General features: G+C 53.3%; 12 protein-coding genes and 1 pseudogene. 3 read left to right on the forward strand and 10 right to left on the reverse strand.

Annotated elements, in window-relative coordinates:
* Nucleotides 1-51 precede the first annotated feature (51 nt).
* The 5 genes from spoVAE to ACFOLF_RS07170 all read right to left on the reverse strand — a co-directional run bounded on the left by spoVAE (nt 52) and on the right by ACFOLF_RS07170 (nt 3,579).
* A complete protein-coding gene (gene spoVAE, locus ACFOLF_RS07150) occupies nt 52-402 on the reverse strand; it encodes a stage V sporulation protein AE (RefSeq protein WP_210037761.1) in 351 nt (116 codons plus the stop codon).
* A 31-nt stretch (nt 403-433) separates the two neighbouring features.
* Nucleotides 434-1,444: a stage V sporulation protein AD gene (gene spoVAD, locus ACFOLF_RS07155; RefSeq protein WP_210037762.1), complete on the reverse strand. Its 1,011-nt coding sequence runs from the start codon at nt 1,442-1,444 to the stop codon at nt 434-436.
* Between the two features lie 2 nt (nt 1,445-1,446).
* On the reverse strand, nt 1,447-1,938 hold the full coding sequence (gene spoVAC / locus ACFOLF_RS07160) for a stage V sporulation protein AC (protein WP_210037763.1): 492 nt from the start codon (nt 1,936-1,938) through the stop codon (nt 1,447-1,449).
* A gap of 299 nt (nt 1,939-2,237) precedes the next feature.
* A complete protein-coding gene (locus ACFOLF_RS07165; protein ID WP_379219426.1) occupies nt 2,238-2,360 on the reverse strand; it encodes a hypothetical protein in 123 nt (40 codons plus the stop codon).
* A 91-nt stretch (nt 2,361-2,451) separates the two neighbouring features.
* On the reverse strand, nt 2,452-3,579 hold the full coding sequence (locus tag ACFOLF_RS07170; protein WP_210037764.1) for a LacI family DNA-binding transcriptional regulator: 1,128 nt from the start codon (nt 3,577-3,579) through the stop codon (nt 2,452-2,454).
* Nucleotides 3,580-3,723: 144 nt separating this feature from the next.
* Here ACFOLF_RS07170 and ACFOLF_RS07175 point away from each other — a divergent pair, with 144 nt between their 5' ends.
* Nucleotides 3,724-6,897, forward strand: a complete 3,174-nt coding sequence (locus ACFOLF_RS07175; protein WP_210037765.1) for a beta-galactosidase — start codon at nt 3,724-3,726, stop codon at nt 6,895-6,897.
* A 236-nt stretch (nt 6,898-7,133) separates the two neighbouring features.
* On the opposite strand, the gene ACFOLF_RS07180 is transcribed toward ACFOLF_RS07175, so the two are convergent.
* From ACFOLF_RS07180 to ACFOLF_RS07190, 3 genes and pseudogenes are all read right to left on the reverse strand, one after another.
* Nucleotides 7,134-7,700: a nitroreductase family protein gene (locus ACFOLF_RS07180; protein WP_210037766.1), complete on the reverse strand. Its 567-nt coding sequence runs from the start codon at nt 7,698-7,700 to the stop codon at nt 7,134-7,136.
* 621 nt (nt 7,701-8,321) lie between these two features.
* A complete protein-coding gene (locus ACFOLF_RS07185) occupies nt 8,322-10,733 on the reverse strand; it encodes an immunoglobulin-like domain-containing protein (protein WP_379219428.1) in 2,412 nt (803 codons plus the stop codon).
* A gap of 55 nt (nt 10,734-10,788) precedes the next feature.
* A pseudogene (locus ACFOLF_RS07190) lies at nt 10,789-12,510 on the reverse strand (RCC1 domain-containing protein); the annotation flags it as partial.
* Between the two features lie 387 nt (nt 12,511-12,897).
* Between ACFOLF_RS07190 and ACFOLF_RS07195 the strand changes: the two are divergent.
* Nucleotides 12,898-13,302 carry a hypothetical protein gene (locus ACFOLF_RS07195; RefSeq protein ID WP_210037768.1) on the forward strand — a complete coding sequence of 135 codons (405 nt, stop codon included), beginning with the start codon at nt 12,898-12,900 and terminating at the stop codon, nt 13,300-13,302.
* Nucleotides 13,251-13,841, forward strand: a complete 591-nt coding sequence (locus ACFOLF_RS07200; RefSeq protein ID WP_379114054.1) for a hypothetical protein — start codon at nt 13,251-13,253, stop codon at nt 13,839-13,841. The genes ACFOLF_RS07195 and ACFOLF_RS07200 overlap by 52 nt, the downstream gene beginning before the upstream one ends.
* Before the next feature lie 76 nt (nt 13,842-13,917).
* Here the strand turns inward: ACFOLF_RS07200 and ACFOLF_RS07205 are convergent, their stop codons facing one another.
* Nucleotides 13,918-14,751 carry a sugar phosphate isomerase/epimerase family protein gene (locus ACFOLF_RS07205; RefSeq protein ID WP_210037769.1) on the reverse strand — a complete coding sequence of 278 codons (834 nt, stop codon included), beginning with the start codon at nt 14,749-14,751 and terminating at the stop codon, nt 13,918-13,920.
* 112 nt (nt 14,752-14,863) lie between these two features.
* Nucleotides 14,864-15,721, reverse strand: coding sequence for an amidohydrolase family protein (locus ACFOLF_RS07210; RefSeq protein WP_210037770.1), 858 nt, complete (start codon nt 15,719-15,721; stop codon nt 14,864-14,866).
* Between the last annotated feature and the right edge of the window lie 111 nt (nt 15,722-15,832).

Consider the following 15,832-nt stretch of genomic DNA (forward strand, 5'->3'; position numbering starts at 1 on the left):
GAATCCCACAGGGACTCTCCAATACACGGATTTTTGAACCGTCTCTTCCGTTTATCCCTTGGGCTTGGCCACCAGCGCCGCGAGGAAAGAGAAGATAATCGCAGCGGAGATACCCGCACTCGTCACATCGAATATCCCGGTAATCACCCCGATCCATCCGTCGCGGTGAAGCTCTGTAATCGCGCCGTGCACAAGCGCATTGCCGAAGCTGGTTATAGGCACAGTCGCACCCGCACCGGCAAAATCAATGAGCGGCTCATACCAGCCCAGGCCATCCACTACAGCACCCACGACAACCAGTGTCGCCATCGTATGAGCCGGGGTTAATTTGGCAACATCAAACATCAGCTGTCCGATAACGCATATTGCGCCTCCAATAATAAACGCCCACAAGTAAATCATGATGATCTATGCTCCTTCCGGAATTTTAAAGTTAATTTGGCTGCTCGATTGAAACGGCATGGGCGATGCAAGGAATGCTCTCCCCCTGCTGATAAGAAATGGGAGACAAAAGCGCGCCGGTGGCGACCATGAGAATTCTGCGCAGCTCCCCCTGCTTCATGCGCTTCAGCAGATGGCCGTAAGTCACGACAGCGGAGCACCCGCACCCGCTTCCGCCCGCCTGTACCTGCTGCTTGTCCAGGTCATATATCATCAGGCCGCAATCATTGAATTCCGTCTGTTCCATCTGGACTCCGTCGCGCTTGAGCAGATCTCTGGCAATCGGAAATCCGACCGAGGCCAGATCGCCAGTAACGATCAGATCATAATCGCCCGGCTCGCGGCCCGTATCATTAAAATGGGTCTGGATGGTGTCCACCGCAGCAGGCGCCATGGCCGCTCCCATATTAAACGGGTCCTTAATGCCAAGATCGACGATTTTGCCGACTGTGGCGCATTCGATTACCGGCCCCTCCCCTTCGGCCGCCACTACCACGGCTCCGGCGCCTGTAACGGTATATTGGGCGGTCGGCGGTTTCTGCGAGCCGTATTCCGTGGGATAGCGGAACTGCTTCTCGACGGTGCAGTTATGGCTGCAGGTGCCGGCCAGAACATATTGTCCGGAGCCGGAATTGACGATCAATGAAGCGATGGCCAGCGATTCCATGGAGGTGGAGCAGGCGCCGAACACCCCCAGATAGGGAGCTCCAACGGTCCGCGCAGCAAAGCTGTTGCTGATGATCTGATTCATGAGATCGCCGCCGACGTAAAACTGCAGCTGCTGCTTGTCAATGCCTGCATGCTCCAGGGCAAAGTCCGAAGCCTGCTCCAGCAGAAGGCGCTCCGCTTTCTCCCAAGTTTTCTGCTGCATATCAAGCTCCGGATGAATCAGATCGAAGTCTGCTGCCAGCGGTCCATTCCCTTCATCGGGACCGACAACTGTGGCTGAACCGATTATGACCGGCCGTTTGTCAAACCACCACGTTTGCTTGCCTCGCAGCATGGTCAGTGTCCTCCAATCCCGAACACCCAGTAAATAATACCGATGAAGAAAGCGGCGACTGTGCCAAAGACGATAACGGAGCCGGCAATTTTGAACATATTCCCGCCTACCCCCAGCACCATGCCCTCGCTGCGGTGCTCCAGCGCGGCCGAGCACATGGAATTGGCGAACCCGGTAACCGGGACCGCGGAGCCAGCTCCAGCCCACTGTGCCAGCTTGTCGTAAACACCCAGGCAGGTCAGGATAACCGAGATCAAAATAAGGATGGCTACCGTTGGATTCCCTGCTTCAATCGGTGTCATGTCGAAGGCATAACCGAAGAAATCCTGAATCGCCTGACCGATCAGACATAAGCACCCGCCCACCAAAAATGCTTTCAAGCAATTTTTCAGAACAGGCCGGGCCGGCTCGCGCGACTTGGCAAAGGCCTGGTACTCCTGGGGGGACATCGTCATTTTTTTGTATTTGCTTTTCTCTGCGCTCTTGGTTGTCATTGTTCACCCCGTAACCATTTTTCTGTATTTCACTTTTCCTCGGGCGGCACTCCCATCCAATCCGTTTCCCTGTTAGGAAGCAGCCGCTGATGCTTGTAGTATTTGTCAAGACAGGAGAGGTTATGCCAGTATATTTCAAGAAAAAGGGTCCGGAAACAGCAAGAACCGGCTGCGCCATCCTCTGGCGGCGCAGCCGGTTCTTTCCTTTGAACTTATAGCAGATGATCGATGTATATATGGTTAGTAAAACTCTCCGGCCGTAACCGGAGGGCAGCTATTCCCAATGTCGCATGCAGCGCCTATGAGAAAGAAATCGCGAACAGCAGCAAAAGCACAAGCAGGACATACAGGACAAGCGCCAGCAGCAGTACAATTCGTCTGGATTGCCGCATAATAGACTCCTTTTTTGTTAAAGCAGACATTTTACTCTATCCTATGCACAGATCATCCAAACCGGAGCTTATCCGCGCCATTAGCCGTCAATAAAGATACCGGACAGGACATGCGGGACAGTCAGCCGGAGTGTCTGACAATCAGTCTGGCGGAGAGAATCACCTTCTCATAGGGAGCTTCCGGGTGCCGGCGTCTGCGGATGAAGGTCTCGACCGCACGCATCCCGAGCCGTTCCTTCGCAAGCTCCACCGTCGTTAACGGGACCGCAGCCTGCAGGCTTGCGGCGGTATTATCAATTCCCAGCACGCGGCACTGATCAGGGAGGCTGATGTTATGCAAACGCAGCAGCTCCAGCAGATGAAGGGCAATATCATCGTTGGCGCAAATAATCCCGTCCGGCAGCTCCTTATTGCTGATTGCCGCCGTAATTCGCCGGTTCAGAACCTGCTGCCAGGAAGATCCGCCGTAAGGAATGGTCCACTTCTTCAGTTGAATGCCTGCTGCAGTTGGTGATTGTGAGGAAGCCTGAATTGCTCCTTTTGGCAGCTTCCGCATTCCCTGCCTCTGCTGATCATCCAGTGAGATCCGGCAGCCCCAAAACCGTTCCCGGAAGCTGACGGCAAAACGGTCATGTCCGATAAAAACAATGGTTTTGCAGCCCTGCGTGGCCAAATGGCTGCAGGCCATCCGTCCCGCCTCCACATTGTCGTTCAGCACCGCATCCGCTCCCACAACCGCTTCCTCATGGTCGACAAGCACCATGGGCAGCCCAATCCGGCTTATCCGGAGCAGCACCGCAGCGGGACATTTGCCTGCAATAATAAATCCGCTGGCGCCGGCAATCCGGAGCTCTCCCAGCCCGGTCAGGTCAACCGGACGGTCAACAATCTTGTCCAATATAAAATAGTGCGGATGAAGTCCATGCTCCCTGCAGCCTGCGGCTATGCCTTCTCTGACCCGCTGCCAGAACAAAGGCTCATTGGCATGGATCTCGTTCATGCCGATCAGTATAGTCCCGTTCGCTGCCGCGGGCTGCTTCTGATTGGCTTGCTCCGTCTGCTCCACGCGGGAATCCAGCTCCCTGGAATTGCGCGGGGGGATGCGGTAACCCAGTGCCGCCGCCATCGCGGTCACTTCCCGCCGGGTGGCTTCACTCACGCCCGGTTTGCCCGATAATGCTTGAGAAACCGTATATTTGGAAACACCTAAACGGTCGGCTATTTGCTGCATGGATATCTTTTGGGCCACCTTCGGTACCTCATTTCAAAAAATATAAGCGTTGACTTTTTGACTCTTCCTCTCTATTGTATGCGCCAAACAGAGTTGGGATCAACCTAACAAAGCTAACAATTTTGTTCTATTAACGATGATGAAACGGGATGGTGACCATTTATGAGCAAGACCGTACTTTTTTACGATGAATCATTTCCTTATGAAGGGCAGAGACCCGGCGAATCGCAGCTTGCCCGTCTGAAAGAGGTTTTTGCCGTGGCTGATGCCGGGCAATTGGCTGAAGCTTTGGCAGATGCCGATGCGTTTGTGCATATTCACGGCGCTTATTTCCCCAAGGATGCCTGGAAAGCGATTTTCAGCCATGCCTCTCAAGGCAAAGGACTGCTGCATGCCGGAGGAGCCCCTTTCAAAATACCGGTATACCGGGAGAACGGCGAGTGGGTGCAGGAACCAGCGCAAACCGCTTATCATCAGCAGCTGCATATTAATGAAGTGCTGTCTGTTTCGGTCGACGGCATTGAAAAGCTGGCCCATAATGCCGATGTTCCACTATTTGCGGATAATGTGAAGCTTTTCACTCTTGAGCCGACTTTCGGTCTTGTCCTGCATGTGACCCGCTCGGATGACCATCCTGCAGAGGGAGGCACCGCCGGACCTATGGACGCCCATATCTACCCGCTGCTCCGCGGAATTAGCGGCGATGGTCTTGCCCGGGAACTGGCGGCGCCGGCTGTGCTGCTGGAGCATACGAAGGGAATATTCAGCGGCGGGCGCTGGGTGCTGGTCAATCAGGCGCTGCAGACCGCTTTCTGGGAGAACGGCGGCGCAGATGCGCTTGCGAAATGGGCGGCATTCACCGCTGAAGGCGTGACCGAGCTGTGGCTGAAGCCGAATTACGGCTCCTATGAGCCTGGCGAACGCGCCATCTTCATGCTCCAGGGCCAGCGGATCCAAGAGGCGCGAAAGCCGCATAATCAAGCCGAACCGGCCGAATGGACCTTCAAGCTTCGTGTGCTCCGCTCAAATGAAAGCGCCGTGGCAAATTCCAATCCGGTATTTGAGTACGGGTCCGACCGCTTCACGGAAATTTGGAAAACGGAACAACCTGTTGCCATTGGCCGCGAACTGACTATTCAGCGCATCCCTATGCCGATTACGCTTGCAGCCGGATATTATGCGGTTGAATGCGAAGCAGTATCGCCATCCGGCGAGCGCCGGATTCTGCGCCAGGGGTTCTGGGGCTTTGATCAGGAGCTGCTTGCTTCGGGCGACTTCCTGACCTGCGACAGGGATTATTTTATCAAGGACGGGCGTCCGCTTCCTATTGTCGGCATGACCTATATGACCAGCGATGTTGCGCGCAAGTATTTATTTTTGCCCAACGCAGCCGTATGGGACCGCGATATGGCTCAGATGAAACGGGCGGGAATCAACCTGATCCGTACGGGCATATGGACAGCCTGGCGCAGCATCATGTTTGTCGACGGCCATCCATATGAGGAGGTGCTGCGGGCTATAGACGCGTTTATTCTGACTGCCAAGCGACATGATCTGGAGGTTACCTTTAACTTCTTCTCCTTCACTCCGGAAACCTGGGAAGGCGTCAACCCTTATCTGGATCCGCGCAGCGTGGAAGCCCAGAAACGTTTCATTGCCGCGATCGTCTCGCGCCATGCGCAGTCCAGGCATTTGCATTGGGATCTGATTAATGAGCCATCGATGTTCGATCCCAAGCGGATTTTCGAAGGTCCCCGCTCCGCTCACGATCCCTTCGAGCATAGCCATTTCATAGAATGGTTGCGCGAGCGCCATGGTACAATCCGGCTGCTTCAGGAACGGTGGAACATGACGCCAGCCGAGCTGCCCGCTTTCGAGTCGGTCAAGCTGCCTGAGCCGAAGGAGATCAATTTCGGAACAACCGAGACTATGACCAAGCGCGGCGGACCATGGCTCGACTATACATTGTTCACGATGGACATGCATAACCGCTGGGCGGCCCAGCTGATTGAAACCATCCGCTCCATTCAGCCCCGGCAGATGGTCACCGTCGGCCAGGATGAGGGCCTTGGGGCGCAGCGCCCGTCTCCGTTCTTCTATGCCGAAGAGGTTGATTATACAACGGTCCACTCCTGGTGGAAAATGGACGCGCTGGTCTGGGACGGTGTTTTCGCCAAAGCGCCGGATAAGCCCAATCTTATTCAAGAGACAGGCATCATGTACGTGGAAACCCCGGATGGCCGGGCCAAACGCAGCGAAGCCGAGCTCCGCAATATTCTCGAGCGCAAATACGCCTATGCCTTCTCGACCGGCGGCGCCGGCGCTGTGCAGTGGATCTGGAATATCAATTTCTATATGAACAATATCAATGAGTCCCATATCGGCGCTCTGCGCGCAGACGGAACGGAAAAGCCGGAAGCGGCGGTTTCCTATGATTTTGGCTCGTTCATGGGACAAATCCGCGATCTGTTCCGTGGCCGGAAACTCGAAGAGGTTGCGCTGGTCTACCCTTACTCCAATGATTTCTCCAGCCGCAATCTGGCTTATGATGCTACAACCCGGCTGGTAAGGACCTTATCCTACGCGATGAACGTGCATGCCCTGGGCATTAGCGAATATCATCTGGAGCGGCTGGATGAGATCAAGCCCAAGCTTATCATTGTGCCAAGTCCGCATAACTTCACGCAAGCTGCATTGGACGCTCTCACCGCTTATGTTCGTGCGAACGGCGGCACCCTGCTCTTCACTGGCCCTGCCGGACTCGACGAATACTGGCGGCCGGCCGGTCGCAATCCGGATGAGTTCGGCGCTCTGGTGAACAGCTCGCAGACAAGCAATCTGCTGCGTGAAGAGCTGCTGGAGCTTGGCGGCTCGCTTCTTCCGGTCTCATTCGGCGGGGCCCGGATTGCCGACAGCAACAAACAAAGCGATCCTGCATGGAGCGGACCGGCCAAACTCCATAATATCCAGCTTGGAGCCGGACGTCTCCTCTACTGCCCGCTGCCGCTGGAGCTTAACGAGCGGATTGAGCCGCTTGTTGCCGTGTACAATGAAGCGCTGAATCTGGCAGGCGTAGACAAGGAGCTCGAATGGCTGCGCGGCGGCGAGCTGCCGGGCGTATATGGACGGAAGCTCGACTTTGCGGAAGGCTCCCTTTATATTTTTGTATCGGAGCTTGGCATGGATGCCGAGATTGAGGTGCGTGATCCCTTATCCGGCAAAGGCTACTCCTTCACGCTGGAGGAGGAACGCTCCGTGTTATTTGCGACCGACCTGAACGGCCAGATTACCGCTGTCTACCGCCCGCGAGAGGTACAGATCGACACGAAGAATTAACTATGTTGTTGGCACGGCTTGTGGCTTGTCCGCTGCGGGAATCTTACAATTAGCAGCTGGCACAGCGTCAAGTCTTGCCTTTGTAAAAATAAAGTGTTGCTCCTGGCACACGCTGGGGCATCGCGCTGGATGACAACCACACCTCACTATGAAATACAAATGACCCGGAAGAGCGGCTCTATTCCAAGAGCCCGCCTTTTCGGGTCATTTGTTCCTGTACCTATTCTTCTGAAAAATTACTCAATCCATTCTGTCTTGCTCGCCGCGCTTTCACGTCGTCCCTGCGGCTGTAAATCCGGTACCCCCAGAAAAATAAACCCAAGCATCTTGTCCTGCGGGCGCAGCCCGAAGCTCTCGTTCATCAGGGGATGAAAGCAGGGGTCGCCTGTGCGCCAAACCGCACCCAGACCCAGCGCGTGTGTAGCGAGGAGCATATTCTGGATAGCCGCAAACACCGCTCCGTATTCCTCAAGCTCAACCACACCCTTGGCGTCGCTTGGCTCAACTCCCACCCCGATGACGACAGGGGAACGGAACGCTTTTTGCCTGGCGGACTCCGCCTTCTTCACGTTCTCTTCCGAATCCGGTTCCTGCGCCGCTTCAAGAGCGATGCGCGCATACGCGTCCCCCAGCCGATTGCGGCCGTCTCCCGACATGACAAAAAACCGCCAAGGCTGCGTCAATCTATGGTTCGGCGCCCAAATACCGGCCTCCAATATGGTTTCGATCTGTTCTTTGGCTATCGGATCTTCTTTCACTCTGCCGATGCTTCTTCTGGTATGAATCGCTTCAATAATATCCATTTCTGATTCTCCTTCTTGTACCATGTGATCTCTTTATCCTAATGCAGTTGAGTGCTTTATGTAAACCTTCAGAAGCGGAACATTGGAATAAATATCTCTTCATTAATCCATTGGGTCCAATTACGCCCTCCTTTTAAGAGCGGCCATGATCTTCGGCAACATTCACTCATCCAATTTCTTCCTAAAAAGCAGTGCTTCTTTATTTCCAAGAAACAATATGCAAACAAGCCCCCGTTCCACATATTGCGGAACAGGGGCTGGCGCTAATTTCTATGCGTGGAATATCGTTACCGGAGCACTGTTTCTCCTAGAAAAGGATCGAACGGCTGATGATGACAAGCAAGATGAAAAGTACCAGGATAATGCCTATTCCTGCGCCGCATCCAGTCGATACTGGGCTTACTACCGGACCACAATTACCTACGCCTACGCCGCCTACTGGATTACCATATCCGTATGACACCTGCAAAACTCCCTTCGTTTTATACTACTCTGCATTGTATGGGGCTGGCATGTATCATGCCTGTGCGTTTGCCCCTCCATGGCATATGCCTACTAGAGTCGGCTCCCTGCAAACCGGAAATATGCGAAAAAGCCATAAATGGTTGTTCTAAACAGCCATTACGAGGGAGCTGCCGACAGAGCTGATAAGACTTTCTGCATACGTAAAAGCAGGGTCACTGCCTCCGCGCGGGTGGTCTTGTCAGTGGGCATAAACAGATTGCTGCTTCTGCCCTGAAGAAGCCCCTGTCGAACACTTGCCAGCACATAGGGCTTTGCCCATATGGGAATATCGGAATCATCTCTAAATGATGTGCGGCTGGAGATGTCGATTTGCAATTGCAGCGTTCGGGCAGCCAGGACAGCCAGTTCATTGCGGCTTATTGTATGGTTAGGCAGGAAGGCGCCATCGGTGTACCCTTTCACAATCCCTTGGGAGACTCCATAATGAATAGCCTGCCGGGCCCAATCCGGGATATCGCCTGAATCCGTAAAAACCGCTGCGGTTGACTCGGCGGTAGTTTCCGAGCTTGAATCATCCAGTATGCGATAAAGCATCACTACAAATTCTGCCCGGGTTACCGCGTCATCGGCGTGAAACCTCAGATCCGGATCTCCCTGCACGATTCCTGCCGATGCAGCCTCACAAATTTGTACTGCTGCCCAATGTCCATGGATATCCGTAAAAGCGCATGATGCTTCGTTGGTTCCCTTGTAGACTGTTCGATGAATGGTGTAGGTGTAGGACTGCACCGTGCCATCCGGCGCTTTGACCGAAATGACAATCACATTATCGCCTTCAGACAGTTGAATGGTTATGGGACCTGTCAGAGCTTCACCTTGCAGGGAAATTGTACTTCCTGAATCTGCTGGCAAGGCGTGAATCTCAATCTGTTCTGCTGTAGTTTCGATCATCCCGTCTGGAGATGACAAAAGCTGCTTGCCTTCAACGACAAAGCTGATATCCTTCAATGCCGCATTGCCGGAAGCGATTGATGGCGGATAATTGTAATAAACTTGATTCTCAACCGTTACGGTTCGTATAGCTTCAGCTGCCGTTATTCCTGCCGGGTCCTGAACATTGTAGCGCAGCATATAAGTTCCGGCTGCTTGTGTATTTACCGATCCGGTGACGGTGATCCGGTCCGAGATATCTCCGTAGTAGGCATCAGCCGCCTGAGCTCCAGGTTCAGTGAAGGTCTCCCCCGCCTTCAGCTTAATTACGGATTGACCAAGCAGCGTAATGACGGGAGGAGGTATGACATAGACCAACCGTCTCACCGAGAGCGCTTCATTATTGGACGTATCAATGACATTATAATTCAAGCTGTACGTTCCGGGTCGGCTGGAATCTACCGTTCCCTGAATGGAGATCAAGGCAGACAGATCTCCCTCATACAAATCCTCAGCTCTTGCTCCAGGATCTTGATAGGTGCTGCCGACTCCCGCGACCATCACGCTATCCCCTTCTAAAGTAATAACGGGAGCCGCTGTATCCTTCACATACACATACCTCGTCACGGTAGGCGCAGCATTATTGGCCTGGTCGACAGCACTGTACAGGAGAGTATAGGTGCCCAGCTGCCGCGTGTTTACCGTTCCAGTGACGATTGGCTCAAGGGCTCCGTCCTGAGGATCCACCGCCGCTGCGCCAGGGTCGGTGAATGTGCTGAAAGCTTCTGCTTCCATGGGATTCGGGCCCTTCAAATAGACCGCAGGCGCGTCTCCATCGTATACATTCACATTGCGTGTCACGGATGCCTGATTGCCCGCGTGATCGCTTACTTCATACAGGATCTGATAATTGCCGATGCTTGCAGTATCCACGCGTCCTGATTTTGCAATAGCGGTTGCTGGAATAATCCCGTCAATCCTATCCTCAGCTATCGCACCAGGTTCAATATAAGGATGCCCGACTGGCACGTTCATGGGATTGCTGCCATTCAGAGCCAATACCGGCGGAGTATTGTCCAGGACAAAAGGATCCGATACCTCGTCGGTACGATTGCCGGCAAGGTCTTTGGCCTGAATGTGCAGATACCATTTTCCGTCTCCGCTGTTCCGGATGAGCGTGTCCCCGCTCGCAAAAGAGGTCCACCCGCTGGCTGGCACGTCCGGGCTCTGCGTCCAAACGTATTGCAGAGAGGCGGGGTCCAGCCCGCTTTCCGCATCCGCTGCCGTCACCAGGGTTGCGGCCGTTTTTGCTGATGACAAGCTTCCATTCTCACCGTATTGAACAACGGGGTACACGGAATCTCTTATTACCGTGATTGTATACGTTTTGCCTGGCAACAGAAGAGGTTCCATACGGATCGGAATTACCGTCGATGGTCCTGACACCTCTACCGCGGTTGCGCTGCCGCTGGCTTGCAGCTGGTTATTGATATAGAGAGACGCCTGCGACGGCATATTGACAGCAGCTGCCACATGTACTTTGTCGACGGAAGCTCCAATATAAGAGTATGTATACTGGGCAACTGCGGTCTGGAAAGGCGGATTGAGATTGCCCTCCTCCAGCGTTAAAGCCGTCAAAGCCGCTCCCGTACCCGGAATAACGGTTTGACCAGCTATGCCATCCCCCCCACACAACAACAGTGCCGTCTGATTTCAATGCGAGCGAATGATAGCTGCCGGCGGCAATTGCAATGACGCCCTTCAGTCCTGCCGGCACATCTGTTTGCCCCCTGCCATCACCGCCCCAGGCTGCTACAGTGCCATCCGATTTCAATGCGAGCGAATGCTCAACTCCCGCAGCAACCGCTAAAACGCCCTGTAATCCCACGGGTATGCTCGTTTGACCATAATCATTTAGTCCCCAGGAAGCGACGGTCCCGTCTGATTTCAGCGCCATGGCGTGGGAATTTCCTGCGGCAACGGCCACTACATCTGTCAGACCCGTCGGCACATCTGTTTGACCGTACATATTATAGCCCCAGGCAACAACCTTGCCGTCTGATTTCAGTGCCAGCGAATATGCATTTCCTGCGGCAATCGATATGACGTCTTTCAAATCCGACGGTACTTCTGTAGTAACCAGTCCCCAAGCGACCACGGTGCCATCAGACTTCAGCGCCAATGAATGGAAATCCCCCGCAGCTATCATATAGCTTTTAGCTGGCGGGGCCAGTTCTGCCGGTATGTTGTCAGAGTAACTGGATCCCCATACCCTGATGCTGCCGTCTGCTTTCAGCGCGAGCGAATAATTGGATGACGCGGCGACGGATACCACCCCATTCAGACCATCCGGTACAGTGGATTGGGTATATTCATTATCTCCCCAGGCCACAACGGAACCGTCCGGCTTCAATGCGAGCGAGTGGTAGGATCCTGCTGCGAGCCTGCTCCTTTTCACAGGTGAAGACAGCTCTGCAGGCACATTAGTCTGACCGCTGGCATTCAATCCCCAGGCGGCGACGGTACCGTCCGCTTTCAATGCGAGCGAATGACTGCTTCCTGCCGCGATCATGGTCACCTTGTCAGGAAAAGACAAATCCGCCGGTGCGTTCAATTGACCATTCGCATTGTCTCCCCAAGCCGCCACTGTGCCATCCGTTTTGAGCGCAAGCGAAAAGACTCTTCCTGCGGTGAGCGTGACAGTCCCGCCAAGATTGGACGGTACAGCCGTTTGACCCGAACTGTCCGCTCCCCAGGCCACAACGGTGCCATCCGCTTTGAGCGCAAGCGAATGGGTTCCTCCTGCGGCGATCGATATGACTCCGCTTAAGTCCGGAGGTATGTCCGTTTGGCCGAAATTGTTATCTCCCCAGGCGACGACACTGCCGTCCGTTTTGAGCGCAAGCGAATGCAGCCCTCCGACGGCGATCGATACCACTCCGCTTAAGTCTGCCGGCACTGTCGCTTGACCGAAGCTGTTGTCTCCCCAAGCGACCACGGTGCCGTCTGTCTTGAGAGCAAGCGATTGGGAACCCCCCGCAGCGATCACCGACACTCCGTTCAGACCCGCCGGCACATTCGTTTGACCGTAAGTATTATTCCCCCAGGCCACGACGGTGCCGTCCGTTTTCAACGCGAGCGAATGAAACAATCCCGCGGCAATTGCGGTCACTCCGTTCAGACCCGCCGGCACGGTTGTTTGACCAAAGCTGTTATCTCCCCAGGCAGCAACGGTACCGTCCAGTTTCAGCACTAATGAATGGGAATCTCCAGCAGCGACCATAACAGCCTGCGCAGGAGTCGGGGCAGCTTGCGCCGTCCGGGAGAAATCGGCGATAACGGCACCAAAAAAACAAAACTGCATGACAGCAAGCAGAATAACAGCGGATGTCTTGCCTAATTTTATCGATTGCATGATTGCATGATCATTCCCTCTCCAATATCAATTTTCGCGATTAATGGCTTCCACGCCATTCATATGCAGATCATGCTGATTAAGGCTTTGTCAAAGCAGGGAATCAGAGTTAATTCTGTATTAAGGTTGGGGGATTCTGAGGTGGGATAAATGATTCAGGAGCGGGCCATCACGATACTATCGTAACACCTAATCAGGTGTTTACAATCATTTTCTTACGGCGCATCACAATGTGATTTTTCCGATTGACGGGCCATTGCTTCCTTTTCCCGCAACAGGTTTAATGGATTGTAAAGAAGTAAATAATCTTGGGTCATCGCATGGTGGTCCATGGCTTTTCCGGGTTTTGGACATCTGCTCTTATCCAAATATTTAAGGGGCTATGTATTGATCGGATGGGAATTATTAATCAATTTTAAAGCTAGAATCAATCAAGCGATGGTATTTTCTTTTACCGGACAATTTGCCATGGCTAAGGAAATACTTGACGTAAGATGGATGTCCTTATATGCACCGGTGTATCTATTTGCTATCTATGACAGTTACCGGACAACGGTTGACTTAAACCACCAATACACATTGGCGGATAGGGAAAAGGCCTATTTTCCATCCTTTTTTATCAACGGGCTGGAAATCAACTATCTGGATAAACGAACTCCCTGGGCCGCATTTGTTTGGTCGCTTCTAATGCCAGGGATGGGGCAGCTTTACATTCACAGGATTGCCACTGGCTCCTGTTTATGCCCTCTATTTATGGCTTTGCTGTATATGACGCCTACACCAACACCGTAGAAAACAACAAAGGATTCGATAAAGAGCAGAAGCTGTTCTGGAAATCCGATTATCAGAAAAAAAAGGATGGTCCTATGCGGGTCATTTCGTCTTTTGACCATTCCATTTACCTGGAGCTGGCGCTTACGGCATTGGAAGAGCACGGAATTGAAAAAAGGAGCATTCTTGCGGTTCCTTTGGAAAAAGCCGCAGAGAAACCAAAACTTCTGGACAGCATCCACCGGTCAGACGGGACGAGTTTAATTGATATTGGTGCCGCATGCGCCACGGCGCTGACGGTTATTGCCTCATCCATCGGATTTATTTTGCATTGGGGACCGATTATATGGGGTTTAATCGGGGCTGCAGCAGGTTTCATTATTGGAGTCCTGGTCGATTGGCTATTAAAACGACAGAAATCTAATCAACGAAAATCACAAGTGATAAAAGGAAAAAGTACGGAGGTTATTGTTGTAATCGATTGCGAAGCGCATCAAATGGAAGCAGTAGAGGCTACCCTCTGGAAGCATATGGCGTTTGGCGTGGCTAAACTTCAATAAAAACATCCAAGAAGGCGGGAGCGTCATGCCCCCGCCCTCTTGATTGCTTACTTAATGCCAACGGATAAATCGATGCTTATAAATCCGCAGCCTGAAACACCTTGTCAAAACCGGCTTTGGACCGCTGGGCAAGCTGCTCCGGCGAATCCGTCGGCGCCGGGGCGAGGATTTCCTGGGAAACCGCTCCCTGATAGCCGATTTTATGGAGCGCCCGCAGGAAGCCGCCCAAATCGATGACACCCTCGCCCGGATAGATTCGTCCGCCATCCATCGCTTCCGACACCGGCACATCCGGAGCGTCATTAATATGGACATGCACGATCTGATCGGCGCGCAGCGCTTCAATATCCGCAATAGTCAGCTCATTCGTGTACCAGTGGTAAGAATCGAAGAGCAGGCCGACATTCGGCTCGCCGATGGCATCAATCCAGTCCAGTGTTTCCTGCAAGGTCCAGATAAACGGATTCTTCCATGCAGTGCGCAGATGATGCGGTCCGACAAACTCCAGACCAAGTCTGATACCATAAGCGCCCAGTATTTGCGCACAGATACGGATCCTGCGCGTAGCCAGCGCCATGAAATGCGCTGCTTTGTAATCCGTGGCGGGAAGAACATACGTACAGCAGCTTGTACATCCCAGTGATGCGGCGGCCGCAGCGGCTTGTGTCAGCTTCGTCAATCCCTGTTGAAAATTCTCATCCGTGTTTCTCCAGTCCACAGGAAGTCCAATGGAACCGATTACAACATTATGGCTCTTAAGCAGCTCGCGGGCGCCTTCAACCCCATGACGTTCCACCAGGCCCAGCGCATCCACATCCACAGCCTGAAAGCCGTATTGCGAAGCCAATTTAATAAGCTGTTCGTCATTCTCCACTTTTCCCAAACCGGCAGAAGTCAAACCTCTAAGCATTCCTGCACCTCCATATGAAGATATTAATATCGCGCTGCTTATATCCTCAATAAGTATATCAGTTTTATAGAAGGCTTCAACCTCTACCGCCAAGAAAAATTGCGCTGGCCGATTACAGATTATAGAAGGAAACAGCGGTACCTCCCAATATTGCGTCCCTCTCGGCCTGCGGCCGGTCCTGCAGCGCCAGATTAGTCTCTGCCCATACCCTGCCGTAGTCGCCTGCCAGATTCGCCACCGGCCAGTCGCTGCCGAACATCAAGCGGTCCGCCCCGAACAAGTCAATCGCATAATCAATATAGGGCTTGATGTCGGAAGCCGACCAGTTATCCGCAGCCGCGGTGTTAAGCCCGGATACCTTGGCATAGACATTCGGATATGCGGCTGCAGCTTTCAGCTCGCCAGCCCATGGCTCCATCCGCTGTTCCTTGATCTGCGGCTTCGCCAGATGATCGATGACCATTCTCAGACCCGGGACTTTCTCTGCAAGAGCCGGCACATGCTTAAGATGGTTCGGGAACACAGCTACAACATCGAACGTCAGTCCGAATGCCGCCAGCACCTTCAGCCCTTCAACAACCGTATCCTGTACGACCCAGTCGGGATCCTTCTCTTCATGAATAAGGTGGCGAACCCCCTTGAACAGCGGGTTACGGGTATACAGCTCCAGCCTCCTGGCCGCTTCATCGGGCTTGTTCAGCGGAACCCAGCCCACCACGCCTGCCACCCAATCATACTGCGCTGCCGTCTCCAGCATATAATCCGTATCCTCATAGGAGTCCATTGCCTGAACGATGACGGTTCGATCAATTCCGTTCTCCCGCAGCAGCGGCTCAAGCTCCGGCGCTTCAATCGTCCGGTAAATCGGGCCAAAGCCTGCGGTCAGCCAAGGGTAGGCCACCTTTTCCAAATTCCAAAAATGCTGATGTGCGTCAATCCTTGGTTTCGTCTTATCCGGGAGTGGCTCCATTGCCGCAATCGCTCCTTTTTAAAGGGTTTAGGGTCCATTAATTCGGTTGCTATTGGTACTACCAGAGTACCTAACATTGACCTTATCACACGTTCTTGTGCAGTTCAATAA

The organism is Paenibacillus sepulcri (genome assembly GCF_042647105.1).
In the GTDB taxonomy this organism is placed as follows: domain Bacteria; phylum Bacillota; class Bacilli; order Paenibacillales; family Paenibacillaceae; genus Paenibacillus_Z; species Paenibacillus_Z sepulcri.

Coding starts and splice junctions, on each gene's coding strand:
- spoVAC (WP_210037763.1), bottom strand. CDS start 1,938: ATGACAACCAAGAGCGCAGAGAAAAGCAAATACAAAAAAATGACGATG.
- ACFOLF_RS07175 (WP_210037765.1), top strand. CDS start 3,724: ATGAGCAAGACCGTACTTTTTTACGATGAATCATTTCCTTATGAAGGG.
- ACFOLF_RS07180 (WP_210037766.1), bottom strand. CDS start 7,700: ATGGATATTATTGAAGCGATTCATACCAGAAGAAGCATCGGCAGAGTG.
- ACFOLF_RS07200 (WP_379114054.1), top strand. CDS start 13,251: ATGCCCTCTATTTATGGCTTTGCTGTATATGACGCCTACACCAACACC.
- spoVAE (WP_210037761.1), bottom strand. CDS start 402: ATGATTTACTTGTGGGCGTTTATTATTGGAGGCGCAATATGCGTTATC.
- ACFOLF_RS07165 (WP_379219426.1), bottom strand. CDS start 2,360: ATGTCTGCTTTAACAAAAAAGGAGTCTATTATGCGGCAATCCAGACGA.
- ACFOLF_RS07205 (WP_210037769.1), bottom strand. CDS start 14,751: ATGCTTAGAGGTTTGACTTCTGCCGGTTTGGGAAAAGTGGAGAATGAC.
- ACFOLF_RS07210 (WP_210037770.1), bottom strand. CDS start 15,721: ATGGAGCCACTCCCGGATAAGACGAAACCAAGGATTGACGCACATCAG.
- spoVAD (WP_210037762.1), bottom strand. CDS start 1,444: ATGCTGCGAGGCAAGCAAACGTGGTGGTTTGACAAACGGCCGGTCATA.